Annotated in this window: 16 protein-coding genes; 12 read left to right on the forward strand and 4 right to left on the reverse strand. The window is 63.3% G+C overall.

Annotated elements, in window-relative coordinates:
• The first annotated feature begins 14 nt into the window (after positions 1-14).
• Both MTR64_RS19645 and MTR64_RS19650 read left to right on the forward strand, forming a co-directional pair.
• On the forward strand, positions 15-449 hold the full coding sequence (locus MTR64_RS19645) for an ExbD/TolR family protein (RefSeq protein ID WP_243996239.1): 435 nt from the start codon (positions 15-17) through the stop codon (positions 447-449).
• Positions 450-572: 123 nt separating this feature from the next.
• Complete coding sequence (locus MTR64_RS19650; protein ID WP_243996240.1) at positions 573-1,001, forward strand: ExbD/TolR family protein; 429 nt, start codon at positions 573-575, stop codon at positions 999-1,001.
• Between the two features lie 40 nt (positions 1,002-1,041).
• Here MTR64_RS19650 and MTR64_RS19655 read toward each other — a convergent pair whose 3' ends face one another.
• Positions 1,042-3,504, reverse strand: a complete 2,463-nt coding sequence (locus MTR64_RS19655) for a ligase-associated DNA damage response DEXH box helicase (RefSeq protein WP_243996241.1) — start codon at positions 3,502-3,504, stop codon at positions 1,042-1,044.
• Positions 3,505-3,669: 165 nt separating this feature from the next.
• Here MTR64_RS19655 and MTR64_RS19660 point away from each other — a divergent pair, with 165 nt between their 5' ends.
• Positions 3,670-4,944, forward strand: coding sequence for an MgtC/SapB family protein (locus MTR64_RS19660; RefSeq protein WP_243996242.1), 1,275 nt, complete (start codon positions 3,670-3,672; stop codon positions 4,942-4,944).
• On the opposite strand, the gene pgmG is transcribed toward MTR64_RS19660, so the two are convergent.
• The 3 genes from pgmG to MTR64_RS19675 are packed head-to-tail and all read right to left on the reverse strand — an operon-like array spanning position 4,941 to position 7,469.
• A complete protein-coding gene (pgmG, locus tag MTR64_RS19665) occupies positions 4,941-6,335 on the reverse strand; it encodes a phosphoglucomutase/phosphomannomutase PgmG (RefSeq protein ID WP_243996243.1) in 1,395 nt (464 codons plus the stop codon). The two genes, MTR64_RS19660 and pgmG, sit on opposite strands and share 4 nt — an antisense overlap.
• A 7-nt stretch (positions 6,336-6,342) precedes the next feature.
• Positions 6,343-6,630 (reverse strand): molecular chaperone DnaJ, encoded by a 288-nt coding sequence (locus tag MTR64_RS19670; protein ID WP_243996244.1) that lies wholly within the window; start codon positions 6,628-6,630, stop codon positions 6,343-6,345.
• 29 nt (positions 6,631-6,659) lie between these two features.
• Entirely contained in the window at positions 6,660-7,469 is an 810-nt protein-coding gene (locus MTR64_RS19675) for a division plane positioning ATPase MipZ (RefSeq protein WP_243996245.1), read from the reverse strand.
• 139 nt (positions 7,470-7,608) lie between these two features.
• On the opposite strand from MTR64_RS19675, the gene panC reads away from it, so the two are divergent.
• The 9 genes from panC (at position 7,609) to MTR64_RS19720 (ending at position 16,030) form a co-directional block, all read left to right on the forward strand.
• Complete coding sequence (gene panC, locus MTR64_RS19680; RefSeq protein ID WP_243996246.1) at positions 7,609-8,472, forward strand: pantoate--beta-alanine ligase; 864 nt, start codon at positions 7,609-7,611, stop codon at positions 8,470-8,472.
• Positions 8,473-8,587: 115 nt separating this feature from the next.
• Positions 8,588-9,358, forward strand: a complete 771-nt coding sequence (locus MTR64_RS19685; protein ID WP_243996247.1) for a CsgG/HfaB family protein — start codon at positions 8,588-8,590, stop codon at positions 9,356-9,358.
• Between the two features lie 534 nt (positions 9,359-9,892).
• Positions 9,893-10,579 carry a response regulator transcription factor gene (locus tag MTR64_RS19690; protein ID WP_243996248.1) on the forward strand — a complete coding sequence of 229 codons (687 nt, stop codon included), beginning with the start codon at positions 9,893-9,895 and terminating at the stop codon, positions 10,577-10,579.
• The gene (locus MTR64_RS19695) at positions 10,576-11,931 is read left to right on the forward strand and encodes a sensor histidine kinase (RefSeq protein ID WP_243996249.1); all 1,356 of its coding nucleotides are present in this window, start codon (positions 10,576-10,578) and stop codon (positions 11,929-11,931) included. Before MTR64_RS19690 ends, MTR64_RS19695 begins: the two co-directional genes overlap by 4 nt.
• 176 nt (positions 11,932-12,107) lie before the next feature.
• Positions 12,108-13,004 carry a VacJ family lipoprotein gene (locus tag MTR64_RS19700; protein WP_243996250.1) on the forward strand — a complete coding sequence of 299 codons (897 nt, stop codon included), beginning with the start codon at positions 12,108-12,110 and terminating at the stop codon, positions 13,002-13,004.
• Positions 13,001-14,233 (forward strand): glycosyltransferase family 4 protein, encoded by a 1,233-nt coding sequence (locus MTR64_RS19705; protein WP_243996251.1) that lies wholly within the window; start codon positions 13,001-13,003, stop codon positions 14,231-14,233. Before MTR64_RS19700 ends, MTR64_RS19705 begins: the two co-directional genes overlap by 4 nt.
• 447 nt (positions 14,234-14,680) lie before the next feature.
• Positions 14,681-15,016, forward strand: coding sequence for a DUF4258 domain-containing protein (locus MTR64_RS19710; RefSeq protein WP_243996252.1), 336 nt, complete (start codon positions 14,681-14,683; stop codon positions 15,014-15,016).
• Positions 15,013-15,510 (forward strand): helix-turn-helix domain-containing protein, encoded by a 498-nt coding sequence (locus MTR64_RS19715; protein WP_243996253.1) that lies wholly within the window; start codon positions 15,013-15,015, stop codon positions 15,508-15,510. The genes MTR64_RS19710 and MTR64_RS19715 overlap by 4 nt, the downstream gene beginning before the upstream one ends.
• 376 nt (positions 15,511-15,886) lie before the next feature.
• Positions 15,887-16,030, forward strand: a complete 144-nt coding sequence (locus MTR64_RS19720; protein ID WP_243996254.1) for a hypothetical protein — start codon at positions 15,887-15,889, stop codon at positions 16,028-16,030.
• Positions 16,031-16,079: the final 49 nt, after the last annotated feature.

The following is a 16,079-nucleotide window of genomic DNA, read 5'->3' on the forward strand; positions in this document are numbered from 1 at the left end:
AGGAGTAATATTCCATGGCTATGTCAAGCGGCAAGGACGATGGCTCGCCGATGATGGATATGAACACGACGCCGTTGATCGACGTCATGCTCTGCCTCCTCATCATGTTCATCATGTCCATCCCGGTTGCGACCCACTCGATTGACATCGACCTGCCAGTCGCAACCCCTCCGACGGACACACCTCCGCCGATCGATCCGGTCAAGAACAAGGTGGTTCTCACGGCCAGCAACGAGATCATGTGGAACGGCACCCAGATCGATGGTCAGCGCCTGCTGACCACGCTCCAGGCGACCACCCGCATGGACCCGGAACCGGAACTGCAGTTCCAGCCGGAACCCAACGCCAGCTATGAACTGTCGGCCAACGTGCTGCAGGTCATCAAGGCGTCGGCCGTGACCAAGTTCGGCTTCGTCGGCAACGAGCAGTTCTCGGAATTCGGCAAGTAAGCCGGAAACCAGACAGGATCCCTCGCGGATCCCACGAAGGGGCGGAGCAATCCGTCCCTTTTTTGTTGTATGGATACGCTGTAGAGTGACGACGGCGCGGAGCAGTCGGAAAGGACATTGCTCATGGCATCTGCCGCGCCCATTCTGCCACAGGGCCCTATCGCCGCCATCAACACGACGCCGTTGATCGACGTCATGCTGGTATTGCTGATCATGTTCGTGATCACGATCCCCGCCGCCACCAACAGCGTCGACATCGATCTTCCCGCAGAAGGCGTCACGCCACCGGCAGTGCCGGACTCTATCAAGAACAAGGTCGTGCTGACGAGCCAGGGAAGGATCCTCTGGAATGGCATCCCCGTGACCCGCCCGCAGCTCGCCGCGCTGCTGCTCCAGACCACGCGTATGCCGGTAGAGCCGGAGCTTCAGTTCGAACCCTCGGCCGATGCCACCTACGACAAGACGCTGCACGTGCTCGATACGATCAAGGCCTCGGGCGTCACCCGCTTCGGCTTCGTCGGCAACGAGCGCCATCGCGCGTTTGAGAAATAGGCGCTGCCTCGTTCCCCGGTGCACCCGTGCCGGGGAACACTCACTCTACGTCATCAGGACGAGGGCCATCCACCCGCATTGCCACGGCAGCAAGGCTTTCCGCCTCCACCAGCAATTCTTCGTCCGCCGCGCCGGACGGCAGGCTTTCGCGCCCGATCATCGAAAGGGCTGGCACGGCCAGCGGACTGATACGGTCGAGGCAGACGTGGTCGATTTCGCGCGCGGCCCGGTCGAGCACGTCGGCCACACGGGCAACATCGGTCATCCTTGCCCGTGCATCGGCCCATGCCGCCTCAATCAGCAGGTGACCGGGCTCGTACTTCTGCAATACATCGTAGATGAGGTCGGTCGAGAATGTGACCTGCCGCCCGGACTTGCGCTTGCCGGGGTGCTGGCGCTCGACAAGGCCCGAGATCACCGCCACTTCCCGAAAGGCCCGGCGCAGCAGGTAGCTTTGCTGCACCCAGTCGACGAACTCGTGCGTGAGGATATCGGGCGACAACAGTGAGGCAGGATCATCGACCGGCTTCAGCCCCCAGATCACGAGCGTGTAGTCAGTCGCTACGAAGCCCAGCGGGCCCAGCCCGCGGTCCTCCATCCGCTGCGTGATGAGCATGCCCAACGACTGGTTCGCGTTCCAGCCCTCGAACGTGAAGTAGCTGGTGTATTCGAGCCCCTGATGCGGAAAGCTCTCGACCAGCAGCCGGCCGGGCGCCGGCAGGTGCGAGCGCCAGTCCTGCACTTCGAGCCACTCGCGCACATCGTCGGGAAACCGCGCCCAGCCCGCCCGGTCGGAGAGCATTTCGCGCACGCGGCCTGCGAGGTGCGTCGAAATCGGCATCCGCTGGCCCATGTAGCTGGGGATGGTGGCAGACCGCTTCGCCGCACGCACGATGAGGTCGAGATCCTTCAGCGATTCCACTTCCAGATCCATGCCGGCAAACCGGAAAGTGTCGCCCGGCTCAAGGCTGGCGCCAAAGCCTTCCTCCACCTTGCCCAGCGAGCGTCCATTGCGAAACCGCACCTCCAGCATCTCGGCATCGACGATGATCCCGGCGTTAAGCCGGTGTCGCGCAGCATGTTCGGGATGGGTAAGACGCCATGTTCCATTCTTGTCGCGAACGATGCGGCGAAAGCGGTCATAGGCGCGCAGCGCGTAACCGCCCGTCGCGACGAACTCCAGCACCCGGCCGAACACGGTCTCATCGACCCACGCGTAGGCCAGCGACGAGCGCACTTCAGACAGCAGCGCCTCCTCACGGAACGGGCCCGCGCAGGCCGTGCCCATCACATGCTGTGCGAGCACGTCGAGTCCGCCAGGGCGGAACACCTCCCCATCGCGCTGCCCCTCGCGCACGGCCTGCTGCGCGGCGAAGGCCTCGAGAAATTCGAAGCGATTGCCTGGGACCAGCAGGGCCTCGCTCGGGCAGTCGAGCCGGTGATTGGCCCGCCCGATCCGCTGCAGCAGCCGCGACGAGCCCTTTGGCGCGCCCATCTGCACCACGAGATCGATATCGCCCCAGTCGATACCGAGGTCGAGGCTCGCGGTGCAGACCAGCGCACGCAGTTCGCCCCGGGCCATCGCCCCTTCCACCTTGCGCCGAGCCTCTTTCGACAGCGACCCGTGGTGGATACCGATAGGCAGATTCTCCTCGTTGGCATCCCACAGTTCCTGAAAGATGTACTCGGCGAGGAACCGGGTGTTGGTAAAGACCAGCGTGGTGCGGTGCGACCTGATCTGCTCGATCAGCTGCGGGATCGCCCATGTCGCCGCGTGGCCGCTCCAGGGGATGCGCTCTTCCTGCGGGAGCAGGATCTCCACCTGCGGGTCCGCGCCCCGCTCGCCTTCGACCAACGCAACGCTGTCAATGTCTCCCCATGGCGCGAGCCAGCCGCGATAGGCATCGGGATCGGCCAGTGTCGCCGAAAGTGCCGCGCGCTGCAGGCCGGGGCTGAGCGCCTGCAACCGCGCCAGCGACAAGGCCAGAAGATCGCCCCGCTTGCCCGCTGCGAAGGCATGGACCTCGTCTATCACCACGCGCCTGAGGCCGGCGAACAGCTCCGGCGCTTCGGGATAGCTCAGCAGCAGCGACAGCGATTCCGGTGTGGTCAGCAGCACATGCGGCGGACGGGCGCGCTGGCGGGCCTTGCGGTCCGACGGCGTGTCGCCGCTGCGCGTCTCGACACGGATCGGCAGCCCGATTTCCTCGATGGGAGCGATCAGGTTGCGCTGCACGTCATGCGCCAGCGCCTTGAGCGGCGAGACATAGAGCGTATGCAGCCCCTCGGCCGGCGTTGCTCCGCCCAGCCGTGACGGAGCGAATGCCGCCAGCGTCGGCAGTAACCCTGCCAGCGTCTTGCCCGCCCCGGTATCGGCCACCAGCAGCGCGTGCCGTCCGGCATCCGCTGCTTCCAGCATCTCCTGCTGATGCCGCCTGACACGCCAGCCGCGGCCATCAAACCACGCAGCGATTTCCCGAGGCACCCCGGCTTCACCCGTCATCGGCCTGGCCTGCCTGCGGTTCTGGAATGCACTGCCATGCCTCTGATGGAGCACATTACCGGCGCGTGGAAAAGGCGATCTCTTGCGGAAGAAGGACGACAGAGCCTTGCCGAGCGCGCTCCCATGCCCGAAGAGCCAACCATTCACCCATAGGCAACACCTTCGATGAACGCGCTCTCTGGCAATCCGCACCTGATCAACATCGGCATGGGCCTCGCCCTCGGCCTGCTGGTCGGTCTGCAGCGCGGATGGGTGCTGCGCGAGCAGGCATCCGGATCGCGCTTTGCCGGCATCCGCACTTTTGCCCTGATGGGCCTCGCAGGCGGCATCGCCGGCGTGCTCTACGACCACGCACGTGGCCCGGCGACTGCCCTGCTCGCGGCGGTGATGGTGCTGGTCCTGCTGGGTTACGAGCGCACCGCCCGGGTGAGCGGCCGCATCGACGGCACCTCGGGCGTGGTCGCACTGCTGACTCTCGCGAGCGGTTTCCTGGTGGGAACCGGCGAGCGGCTGACAGGCACGGCGGTCGCCGTCGTCATGGTACTGGTGCTCGCAATGCGCGAACAGCTTCATAGCTGGGTACGGCATCTCAACGAAAAGGAGATCCTGTCGATCGCGCGCTTTGCGCTGATTGCGCTGGTGATCCTGCCGCTGCTGCCGGATCAGCCTTACGGCCCATATGATGCCTGGAATCCCCGCAAGCTGTGGATGGTCGTCGTGCTTGTCTCGGGCTTTTCCTTCGCCGGCTACTTTGCCGCACGCATGCTCGGCCCGACCCGCGCCGTGATCGCGACCGCCGCCGCAGGATCGGTCGTGTCCTCCACCGCCGTCACCGCCTCGCTGGCGACGCGCATGAAGGAAGGCACGGACGGGACGCCGATCCTCGCCGCCGGCATCTCGGCGGCATCGGTCGTCATGTACCTGCGCGTGATGGTGCTCACCGCCACACTGGCCCCCTTTGCACTCGGATCACTGATACGGCTGGTGGTGCCCGGCCTGCTGGTCAGCCTCGCACTCACCGCCTGGTATCTGCGCAAGGTCCCCAAGGGCACCGAGCACGAGCCGCAGGACAAGATGCCGATGCGCAACCCCTTCGATCTGGCGCCGGCCTTCATGTTGACCGCGCTTGTCATGGCGCTGACGGTGGCAGCGCGCTGGGTCCTCGACCATTTCGGTGACCGGGAACTGGCGCTGGTGCTGGCGGTTTCCGGCACGGTCGATGTCGATTCGACCATCATCACCATGGGCAACCTGCCTGAGGGAACCCTGCCCCCTCTCAACGCCGCATTGGTGCTGGCCGTCTCCGTCACGCTGAACACCCTGTTCAAGGCCTTCGTCTCGGCAAGCGTGGGCGGATGGAGCAAGGGAAAACACGGCGCCCTGCCTCTCGTTGCCAGTGCCACCGCCGTCGTGACCGGCGCGCTTGTACTGGCGTTCTAGGCGCGCGAGAGACCCGAAAGCGCCAGTTGCGCGTCAATCTCGCCGATCAACCGCTCCAGCCCTTCCCGCGTGTCGCTTTCGGCGCGTGCCGTCAGCATGTCCTGCGTATTGGAGGCGCGCAGCAGCCACCAGCCGTCTGGTGTCGTCACCCGTACACCGTCGATGTCGACGACCTGCGCCCCGGCTTTCGCCAGTCGTGCATGCACTTCCCCGACGGCGGCAAACTTGCGTGCACGATCGACGGGGAAGCGCAGCTCGGGCGTACTGAAGGTCTCGGGCATGGCGTCGCGCAATTGCGCCAGCGTCCGGTCCAGCCGCACGGTCGCGGCCATCAGCCGGACCGCCGCATAGAGCCCGTCGTCGAAGCCGTAGTAGTCGTCGGCGAAGAACACATGCCCGCTCATTTCGCCGCCCAGCCCCGCGTCGATTTCCTTCATCTTCGCCTTGACCAGCGAATGCCCGGAGCTGCCCATCACCGGATGACCGCCTTGCCGGGCAATCGCATCGAACAGCGTGCGCGAAGCCTTGACATCCGCCACGATCGTGGCTCCGGGCTGGCGGCGCAGGATGTCCTCGGCAAAGATCGCAATGAGCTGATCGCCCCAGATCACGCGGCCGCCGGCATCGACCGCCCCGATGCGATCGGCATCGCCATCGAAGGCCACGCCGAAATCGAGCTTTTCCCGCGCGACCAGCGCCTTGAGATCAGCAAGGTTTGCCTCGATCGTCGGATCGGGGTGGTGGTTGGGGAAATGCCCGTCCACGTCCGTGAAGAGCAGATGATGTTCGCCGGGCAATCTCGCGGTGAGCCTTTCCAGCGCGGGCCCTGCTGCGCCGTTCCCGGCATCCCAGCCGATCCGCAGTGCAGCAAGCCGGGCCGGATCAACACCGGCGAGCCCTTCGAGAAGGCGATTCACATAGGCTGCAAGAACCGGCCGGTCCTCGCAGGTCCCTGCTCCCTCTTCCCAGTCGCCGGCAGCCGCCATGACGCCAAGGTTCTGGATCGCCGCCCCGAAGAACGGGTGGCCATGCAGTACGAACTTGAAACCATTGTGATCGCGCGGATTATGACTGCCGGTGATCTGTATGCCTGCATCGATATCCGTGGCCGAAGCCTCGGCGTAGTAGAGCATCGGCGTCGGTCCGAGCCCGATGCGCACCACATCGGCACCGCTGGCGGTGAGCCCGGCAACCAGCGCCTTCTCCAGCATGGGGGAACTCAGCCTGCCGTCGCAGCCCACAACAATACGGCGGCCGCCCTCCCTCAGCACGACTGTCGCAAAACTGCGGCCGATCGCATGGGCATCTGCTTCACACAGCGTAATGCCGACAACGCCGCGAATGTCGTATTCGCGCAGGATCGTGGGATCGAACCGGTGACGTGCCGTCACGCCCGCCTCAGGACGGCTGATCCGGCGTCAGCTCGGCAAGCAGGAGATCCCGCGCGGCGTTGGCCTCGTGCACCTGCTCGCTGCTGCCGCCGCGGTCGGGATGGATCGCGGCAATGCGGCGGCGGTGGGCATCGAGGATATCCTTGCGGCCGGCCCCCATGTCCACGCCAAGCACTTCGCGCGCATGAACCGCCGCAAACGAGCGGCGCACCCGCGGCTTCGGCTGCCAGGGCCAGCGGCCCACGAACACCCGCCAGGCCACGCAGGCCAGCGCGATGAGCCAGATCAGCTTCACGCCCGGATCGCCTTCACGAAAAGCCCGCCCTATTCCGCAGCGAAGGCGAAATCAGGCTGCTTGCGCGCCGGCATCGGCAGGTTGAGGCCCGCGACCAGACCACGCAATTCCTGCCGGGCGACCAGATGGCTGGTACCGAGTTCGCCGAGATGCCCCTTGTCGAGCAGAGTAAGACCAGAGGGGAACAGCTCGCGGTAGATAACGCGTTCGGAGAGACCGCTCGCCACGCGGAAACCGACGCGCTTGGACAGCTCGCTGAGCGCCCCTTCCAGACGACGCATGTTGCGCGCTTCCACGTGCTGCACGCGGTTGCGTACGACGACCCAGTCCATTTCGCGCCGCCCTTCGTTCAGGGTCTTCTGCCCGCGTTTCTTGCGGGTTTCCCACATGAGCTCGGCGTAGAACGAGAGCTTCTTCACCTTGAACGTCTCGGCATCGACATGGCCGATCAGGTCGAAATCAACGAAACTGTCGTTGAGCGGAGTCACCAGCGTGTCGGCCGTCGTCGCGACGTGGCGGGCGAAGAGGTCGTCACGGCCGGGCGTGTCGAAGATCAGGAAATCGTAGCCATCGGCGATCTGCTCGGCGAGATCGTCGAGTTCGTCGATGTCCTCGCCGTCATAGACCGCAAAGCGCGCGCCCGGCAGCGCGATATCGCGCTTGCGCTCGGTTTCTACCCGATTCTCCAGATAGCGGAACAAGGTGCGCTGGCGCGGATCGAGGTCGATCGCGGCGACATTGGCCCCTTGATATGCCAATGCAATGGCGACGTGAACGGCGGTGGTGGACTTGCCCGTGCCACCCTTTTCATTTGCGAAGACGATACGATGCGCTGCCACGGACTGTTATCGCTTTCCTGCTGCGGGAGGGTTGACCCAACCTTCCGCGAATTCAAATACATTGCCGTACGAGGCGCGCCGCGGCTAAGGGCAGGCGCATCCGCCGGTCAAGGTCATCATATCGGAGCAGCCCCAGCCAATGCAAACCGTCCACAGCGTTGATCCACTGCGCCGTGCAGTCGCCACCTTGCGCAAAGCCGGACCGCTCGCTCTGGTTCCCACCATGGGCGCGTTGCATGAAGGCCATCTGACGCTGGTTCGCGAGGCGAAGAAGCGCGCTGCCAGCGTCGCCGTCTCGATTTTCGTCAACCCGCTTCAATTCGGCGCCGGCGAGGATCTCGATGCCTATCCCCGCCAGCTCGAACGCGACAGCGCGCTGCTGGAAGCGGAAGGCGTGGACCTGATCTGGGCGCCTACGGTCGAGGTCATGTATCCGCAGGGCTTCGCCACAAACATCTCGGTCACCGGCGTCAGCGAGGGCCTGTGCGGAGCGGCGCGGCCGGGCCATTTCGACGGCGTCGCCACCGTGGTGTGCAAGCTGTTCCAGCAGGTCCTGCCCGACGTGGCGCTGTTCGGCGAGAAGGACTGGCAACAGCTGGCCGTGATCCGACGCATGGCCCGCGACCTCGACCTGTCCCGCCCCCATGCGGACCGGATCCTGGGTGTACCCACCGTGCGCGAGGCGGATGGTCTCGCGATGTCCTCGCGCAATGCCTACCTGACGGAACAGGAACGCCAGCAGGCAGCATCCCTTCCCGCGGCCATGAAGGCCGCCATTGTTGACATCGAAGCCGGCAAGGACGTGAAGGCCGCACTGCAGGCGCTCGAAACCACGCTGCTCGGCAGCGGTTTCAGCGCGGTCGATTATACCAGCCTGCGTGATGCCGATGACCTGACCGTGCTCGACAGCCGCTCCCCCCGGCCGATGCGGCTGCTGGCCGCAGCCCGGATCGGACGTGCCCGCTTGATCGACAACATGGCAGTCATGCCTTCGAACTGCTAAGTCACCTTACTGACATCGTCATTTGTTGAAAGGTCGGCAGCGGCCTAGCTTGGGCATGTCTTGGGACTGGGCGGTCCGCATTTCATCATGCGGCAGCAAGGAGGGAATATCTGCCATGAAAAAGTTCGCTTGCATACTTGGCGCACTCGCCATTTCAGTCGGCGCAAATCCGGCAATTGCCGAAAGCAAGTCTTCCGCACGCCAGGCACAGGAACGCGGAACGCAGGAAATTCCCGTCTGTTACAAAAACCTGGGCACCGTCGCCATCGTAGAGCCGGACAATCAATGGTGGCGCGAATTCAGCCTTGGCAGCCCCGAAGCGATCCTGAAGGTGTTCGTGCAGCGTTCGCGCTGCTTCACGCTCGTCAACCGCGGCCGCTCGCTCCAGAGCAGCGCAATGGAACGCGCCCTGGCGGAACAGGGTGAGCTGCAGGCCGGCTCGAACATCGGCAAGGGCCAGATCAAGGCGGCGGACTACTTCCTGCAGCCCGATATCGTCTCCACCAACAACAACTCGGGCGGCACCAATCTCGGTGGTGTGCTCGGTGGTGTTGGCGGCCTGTTCGGCCGCGGCTTTGGCGCCATTGCCGGCGGCATCAACATCAAGAAGGGTGAAGCCAATGTGACGCTCTCGATCGTCAACGCGCGCACCACCGTCGAGGAAGCGCTGGTCGAAGGCTATGCCCGCAAGTCCGACGTCAGCTTCGGCGCCGGAGGTGGCGGTTTCTTCGGCGGCACCTTCGCCGGCGTAGGCGGTGGCGGCTACCAGAACACCCAGATCGGCCAGATCATCGTGCTTGCGTACCTGGATGCCTATACCAAGCTGGTGGACCAGCTCGGCGGCCTGCCAGCAGATGCCTCGGCAGCGGCGCCCCAGGCGCACTGACGGCCGGAAACACCCTGTGTATTGGAAAAGGGCGGGCCTGCGGGTCCGCCCTTTTTTGCCGGAGCACCCGCAATCCACTACGGGCACCTGCGGGGTGCATCCCGCTCCCTAACAGCTATTGTCAGGGGACCCGGACAGCGTTGTATCATAGTCTGCCGGACATCCATTCAACGCACTTTCGGGCTGGGGAATGACGTCTTTCAAAGCCATATCCCGAACGAGCGCCGGAACCACCCTGCCTCCTCGCGACGACCGGGAAGTCAGGCGTGCCGGGGAAACGGAAACGTCCATCCCAGTCCCCCTATGTGGCGATCCGTAACCCCCCGCCGGGTGGCGGCTTCCGGAGTTGCCGCGATCAGGGGATGGACATATCCCCGATCCGGACCTGACGGGAACCCCGCCACTGGCAACCCCGCCCCGGTGTGCAGCGGCTCGTCCATTGCCATCGCGGGCGGGGCATCCTACCGGTCATGGAATTCAGATGAAGCGTGCGCTAAGGGCACGTTGGGCGATACCAATGGGGACGATAGCGGAATGAGCGGGCTCAATATCCTCTATATCGAGGACGATGCGCGCGCTGCCTCGCAGGTTGAGGAACTCATCGCGGGATCCGGCAATACGGTAACCTGGGCACCGACCGGAACCGACGGCTTGCGGATGGCAGGCGCCGGGCACTTTGATGTGATCATTCTCGACCGCATGCTGCCGGATCTCGACGGCGTCACGCTTCTGGCCCGGCTGCGGGAAAGCGGAGTCGGCACGCCTGTGCTGATGCTCTCGGCGCTGGGCCGGACCTCCGATCGCGCCGAGGGACTCGATGCGGGTGCCGACGATTACCTCGCAAAGCCTTTCGAGGCCGAGGAACTGCTCGCGCGCCTGCGCGCACTCCATCGTCGCGGTTCGGGCCGCGAACACAGCGCCGTCATCCTCTACGGCGCGTTCGAGTGCCACGTGAAGGCCCGCACGGCCTTTCGCGACAACCGGCATCTTGCCCTGAGCCCAAAGGAATTCGACCTGTTCCGGTATTTCATGGCGAACGCCGGGGAAGTACTGACTCGCGAGATGCTGCTGCGCGATGTGTGGAAGATGAACTTCGACCCGCAGACCAACGTCGTCGATGTCAACATTGGTCGTCTGCGCCGCAAGCTTGAGGACGGTTTCGACAGTCCTGCACTCGAAACGATCTGGGGGTCAGGCTACCGGCTGCTGGACGGTCGGTGATCCACCTCGTCGCAATTCGTCATTCGATCTTCGCCCAGATCGTACTCTGGGCGATCTTCACCGCTGCGGAGATCACATTCGGCCTCTGGCTGCTCACTGACAGCACGATCCAGAGGACCAACCAGCAGGCTCTGGAACGGGCTATCGATCTTGATCTGGCGGGCATGGTGGACATCTTCGCCAGCGGCGGCGCGGAAGAGCTGACCAAGCGCATCAGCGACCGCCTGGCCGTGCAGCCGCGCAATGGCAACACGGCACACTATCTCCTTGTCGATGCGCACGACGAACGCATCGCCGGCGACATCGAAGGCTGGCCGAAACAGCGGCCGGAAAACGGCAGTGTCAGGCAAATCCGGCTGGACAGCGGCAGCAACGCATACGCCCGCACGACCGAGCTGAGCCCGGGGCTGCGGCTTATGGTTGCCCATGAGCATCACGATCTCGACGTGTTGCTGCGTCAGGTCGCGCTGGCTTTCCTCAGCGGCGGCATTCTGGCCGTTCTGGCCGTGGCACTTGGCGGCTGGATGGCCGCCCGACGGCTCGCAGGCCGCATCGAAAGAATCAACGCAGCCTTTCGCCAGCCGGACAATTCAGCTTTGGAGGACCTTTTTCTCGACGCTGAAGGCCGCGACGAGATCGACGAATTGACGATTCACTCGGGCAATGCGCTCGTACGGCTCAAACGGCTGGCCGGTGCCCATCGCGAGACGACCGACCATGTGGCACACGAAATGCGCACCCCGCTGATGCATCTCGACAACCGGCTGGTCAAAGCGCTGGCCGCAACCCCCGATCCCGAAACGGCCGCGCGCATTGCCGATGCCCGCACCGAGATCCGCGGGATCATCCGCATGCTCGAATCGCTGCTGGACATCGCCGCGAGCGAAGCCCGGCGTGGCGACCGCCACGGCCTTGCCCCTGTCGACCTGAGCCTCATCGCCGCCCGGCTGGGCGAACTTTATGCCGACAGCGCCGAAGAATCAGGACGCATGCTCAAGCTCGACATCGAGCCGGGCGTCATCGTCGAGGGTGAGGAGATGGCGCTCACGCGGCTGATCACCAACCTGCTCGACAATGCCTTCAAGTTCGTACCCGAAGGAGGCACCGTATGGCTCGTGCTGCGCAAGGGCCCGAAGCTGGTCGTCAGCGACGACGGCCCCGGCATTCCCGAAGAGCAGCGCGACACGATTTTTGAAAAGTTCAGCAAGGGCGAACGAGCCGCCGGTTCCGATGGGGCCGGACTCGGCCTCGCCCTGTGCCGGGCCATTGCCGAACGCCACCATCTGGAAATCACCCTTGTGCCTACCGGCAAAGGCGCCTGCTTCAGCGTCGGCCCGGAAACCAAACGCTGAAACGTGCGCCTGTCAGGCCACATGTCATTTCTGCCGGTTGATTTTTGCCCGGCAACTGCGGATAGACTCCTGTTCCAGCGTCTTACGGGCGGTGCGCCCCGGTGCGCGCAGGAAACTTCCGCGATTGACCTGTCAGGGGACCGTTTTTGTCGTTAGCGTTATGTATTGCCCCCCTTATGGTCGCGGCGGCGCCTGCGGCCCTCGACGACTTGCCAGCGACCGCACCTGCGTCCGCCACGGCCAACCCGGACAATGCGGCCGAGCCTGCCCCATCAGCTTCCGAGGCCGACTCCGCCTCTGCCGCCAATGAGTCTCAGGCCCCGGCAATCGTCGTCACCGGGCATCCGCCGTCACCTGCCGACCCGGTCGAACAGTTCAATGCGGTATCGTTCCAAGCCGTGCAGGCGGTCGATTCCGCCGTGGTCGGCCCGATCGCCCATACCTACAAGGTCACCATCCCCGAGCCCGTTCGCGACGGGGTGCACAATGCCCTCAACAATCTCGACGAGCCGATCGTCTTTCTCAACTTCCTGCTCCAGCTCAAGCCGGGCAAGGCCATCGAGACACTCGGCCGTTTCGCGATCAACACCACGCTTGGCGTGGGCGGACTGTTCGACGTCGCCAAGAAAAAGCCCTTCAACCTGCCGCGACGCTCGAACGGCCTAGCCGACACGCTCGGCTACTACGGCGTCGGACCGGGACCGTACCTGTTCCTGCCGGTGATCGGATCGACCACTGTGCGCGACCTCATTGCGCGGCCGTTCGACCTGCTGATCCTGCCGACGATCGCCCCCAAGCCGTTTTCCGACCCCAAAGTCGCACTGGGCAAGGGCATCCTGAGCGCGCTCGACGAACGCGAGCAGGACGACGAAAAACTCGCGCGAATTCACGGCGCCGCGGATCCCTATTACGTTCAGCGTGAGGAATACCTCGCCCGCCGCCGGGCCGAAATCGACGTGCTCAAGGGCAAGCGCAAGAGCATCTACGATCCGCCCTACTACGAACTTCCCCCGCTTCCTGCTAAGGACGGCTCAGCAACAGACGCAAACGCCGCCGAGCCCACCCTACCATGAACGCAGTGCCCGCAATTCCCAATTCCGTCGCGTTCACGGCCGAGTCCGGGCTGTCCGCGCTCCGGATTGCCTTCATCAGCGGAAACTACAACTGTGTGCGGGACGGCGCCAACCGTGCCCAGAACATGCTCGTGCGCTTTCTGCTCGAGCACGGCGCGCAGGTGCGGGTCTATTCGCCCACCTGTGACACTCCCGCTTTTGAACCTGCCGGGGATCTGGTGAGCATTCCCTCCACCCCGCTCCCGTTCGGCCGCAAAGAATACCGGATGGCCTGGCGGCTGCCCCGGACGACCCGCGACGACATCGCCGCGTTCGCGCCCAACCTCTTCCATATTTCCCTGCCGCTGCTCCACGGCAAAAGCGCCCTGAAACTGGCCCGCCACATGGGCGTACCGGCAGTGGGCGCGATGCACACACGCTTTGAGACCTATCCGCGCTACTACAGGATGGGCCTCTTCGAGCGCCCGCTTCTGGCCGTGTTGCGCCAGTTCTATCAGGCCTGCGATCAGGTGGTGGCCCCTTGCGAATCCGCCGCCCGGACCATGGAAGCGCAAGGCATGCACAGCCAGGTCGGGATCTGGACGCGCGGCGTCGACCCGGAGGTTTTCCACCCCGACAGGCGGGACATGACCTGGCGGCGCCAACAGGGTTTTGCCGACGATCAGCCGGTCGTCGCCTTTCTCGGGCGGCTGGTGCTGGAAAAGGGCCTTGACGATTTCGCTGCGGCAATTGCCCGGCTGCGCCGCGAAAACGCGGAATTCGGTGTGCTCGTCATTGGGGACGGCCCGGCCCGCGCCCAATTCCGGCAGGCGCTGGGCGATGCCGTTTTCGCTGGCTACCAGCATGGCCCGGACCTGGCCCGTGCGATCGCAAGCGCAGACATCCTGCTCAATCCGTCCTCGACCGAGGCTTTCGGCAACGTCTCGCTCGAAGCCATGGCCTGCGGACTTCCCGTGATCGCCGCCGATGCAACCGGCAACAGCAACATCGTGATCGACGGACTGACCGGCGCCCTCGTCCCCCCCGGCGATATTGACGGCTACGCAGGGGCGCTGCTCCGCTATCTTGCGGATCCCCTGTTGCGGAAAGCCCACGCGTTCAATGCCACTGCCCGCAGCCAGTCCTTCTCCTGGGACCGGGCAAGCGAAGGGATCGCCAGAATCTACCTCGCGGCGATTGCCGGCCATGATCCGGCAGCATGCGAAGTTAGGTTGACCGAAGCCCGATGATTGTGGCAATCGCGCTGCGCTTGCGGAGCAGTCAGTAGTCCGCATGAGCAGCCAGCGAGCGAAACTTCGGTTTCCTGCCGGTTTGCGGGTGTAGCTCAATGGCAGAGCAGAAGCTTCCCAAGCTCTACGCAATTCAGTTTTTCCGGGCGCTGTGATGGAAAACGGGCGATTTTCGACTCGTTTCTTTTCAATAGTTTATGACTGTCGCGGAAAATGAAGTTGTAGCTGCACGGATCGGACTGCAAATCCAGACCCGCGCCGCAGCAATCTGCGATCTTCCGCAAAATCAGCATGAAACTTGCCCACGGAAGTCCATGGACTCCAAACGGGTAGTGCGGAAGATCACGGTCAGGTCCCGAGCGCCATGGCGATGCCATGCTCACCATTGGAACTAATCCATTTACGAGTTGTTGACTTCTTGCATCTACCTATCATATTGATAGGTGCATGACAGAGAAAGCCAAGCGGAAGGTTGTTTCCTTCCGTCCTAAGACCGCTGAACTCGAAGCTGAAATTCGCCTCTTGGCCGAGAACGACGAACGCGTCTTCTTCGGCCCTCACGCGCGAGAGCGCATGGAGGAGAGGGGAATTTCTCGCCTCGAAGCTCTTCGGGTTCTTCGAAAGGGCCATGCTGATGGACCGATCGAAGTTGGCAAGAAGCCGGGCGAATATAAGGTGAAAATGGTCGCAAGATTAAAGGGAAGTAGAGAGATAGGAGTTGTAACAATCTTGATTGAACGGCGCAGGCTGTTCGTCAAGACAGTTGAATGGGAAGATCTATGATCGACGTGGCTGAGCATTTCGTGCGTGACGGTGAGGATTTATCCGCTGTCCCGTACGAATACAAAGAGTGCGGGCTGCCCGGCATCTTCCTTCATAACGGGTACCGTATTGAGGAATTTGAGGGTGAGCAGTACGTCGCAATTTGCGACACTCTTGCATTACATCAGGCGATTGGGACGCAATTGGTGTGCAAGAAGAAGGAGTTAGCGCCCGCAGAAATCCGATTTCTGCGCAAAACGATGGAACTTACACAATCAGACTTGGCCGGCCTAATGGGCCAAAGCAGCCAACAGGTAGCACGCTGGGAAAAGGGTGCCTCCGCAATACCCGGACCGGCCGACCGCCTGTTGCGAGTAATTTTCCTGGTTTCTACAATGGAAGACAATGAATTCCTCGATCTTCTCAAGGATCTTGAGGAAATGGATGAGACACCACTTGAAGGTCTGGATTTCTGGCACGAGGGCGACACATGGTCAGACCGTAAGGCAGCTTAACAGCTGCCTCGAAGGCATCATGAAACGATAATGATGCCAACCATGGAGCATTTAAAATGTCCAAGCCCAGTCGCGAAACCTCCTCACGGGTTTCATCCCTGGCTTCCAATGTTCTGGCAGGGCGCGTGAAGCCCACCAAGGCGCAAATCAATACGTTGGCAGCGTCTGCCTTGAGCCAGGACCAAACGCGCGGGAACAACCCGCGCAAGAAGTAACTGGATGTTGGATTGGCTGATATCGCAATGCGTGCAGCCAATCCAACTCCAGCCGTCCAAGCTACCCACACATCCCGGAAATCAGCCATTCGCGCTGTAAAACCCGGCCATATTGCAGCATTTTCATTCAATTGCTTAGCCGCAGCGCGTAAAATGGCGCGATGGATGCCCGCCCCATTCTCGGCTTGGTTCTGATCGGTCTGATGTATCTGGACCTGCAGGTCGGCCTGATCGACGCGATCGGCCGGGCACTGCTGGCGCCATTGGCGGTGAAGCCAGCGCAGCAGCACTCCGAATTGCGTTAGAGGCTCAATGACTGTCGGCATTGAGAGCACGTCCTGAAACTGGTAAATC

It is taken from the genome of Novosphingobium album (ex Hu et al. 2023) (genome assembly GCF_022832385.1).
Taxonomy (GTDB): domain Bacteria; phylum Pseudomonadota; class Alphaproteobacteria; order Sphingomonadales; family Sphingomonadaceae; genus Novosphingobium; species Novosphingobium album.

Bases quoted from the DNA above. Each gene is read 5' to 3' on its own strand.
- MTR64_RS19645 (WP_243996239.1), top strand. From the start codon at position 15: ATGGCTATGTCAAGCGGCAAGGACGATGGCTCGCCGATGATGGATATG.
- MTR64_RS19685 (WP_243996247.1), top strand. From the start codon at position 8,588: ATGAAAAAGTTCGCTTGCATACTTGGCGCACTCGCCATTTCAGTCGGC.
- panC (WP_243996246.1), top strand. From the start codon at position 7,609: ATGCAAACCGTCCACAGCGTTGATCCACTGCGCCGTGCAGTCGCCACC.
- MTR64_RS19710 (WP_243996252.1), top strand. From the start codon at position 14,681: ATGACAGAGAAAGCCAAGCGGAAGGTTGTTTCCTTCCGTCCTAAGACC.
- MTR64_RS19705 (WP_243996251.1), top strand. From the start codon at position 13,001: ATGAACGCAGTGCCCGCAATTCCCAATTCCGTCGCGTTCACGGCCGAG.
- MTR64_RS19655 (WP_243996241.1), bottom strand. From the start codon at position 3,504: ATGACGGGTGAAGCCGGGGTGCCTCGGGAAATCGCTGCGTGGTTTGAT.
- MTR64_RS19715 (WP_243996253.1), top strand. From the start codon at position 15,013: ATGATCGACGTGGCTGAGCATTTCGTGCGTGACGGTGAGGATTTATCC.
- MTR64_RS19690 (WP_243996248.1), top strand. From the start codon at position 9,893: ATGAGCGGGCTCAATATCCTCTATATCGAGGACGATGCGCGCGCTGCC.
- MTR64_RS19700 (WP_243996250.1), top strand. From the start codon at position 12,108: ATGGTCGCGGCGGCGCCTGCGGCCCTCGACGACTTGCCAGCGACCGCA.
- MTR64_RS19720 (WP_243996254.1), top strand. From the start codon at position 15,887: ATGGATGCCCGCCCCATTCTCGGCTTGGTTCTGATCGGTCTGATGTAT.
- MTR64_RS19660 (WP_243996242.1), top strand. From the start codon at position 3,670: ATGAACGCGCTCTCTGGCAATCCGCACCTGATCAACATCGGCATGGGC.
- MTR64_RS19650 (WP_243996240.1), top strand. From the start codon at position 573: ATGGCATCTGCCGCGCCCATTCTGCCACAGGGCCCTATCGCCGCCATC.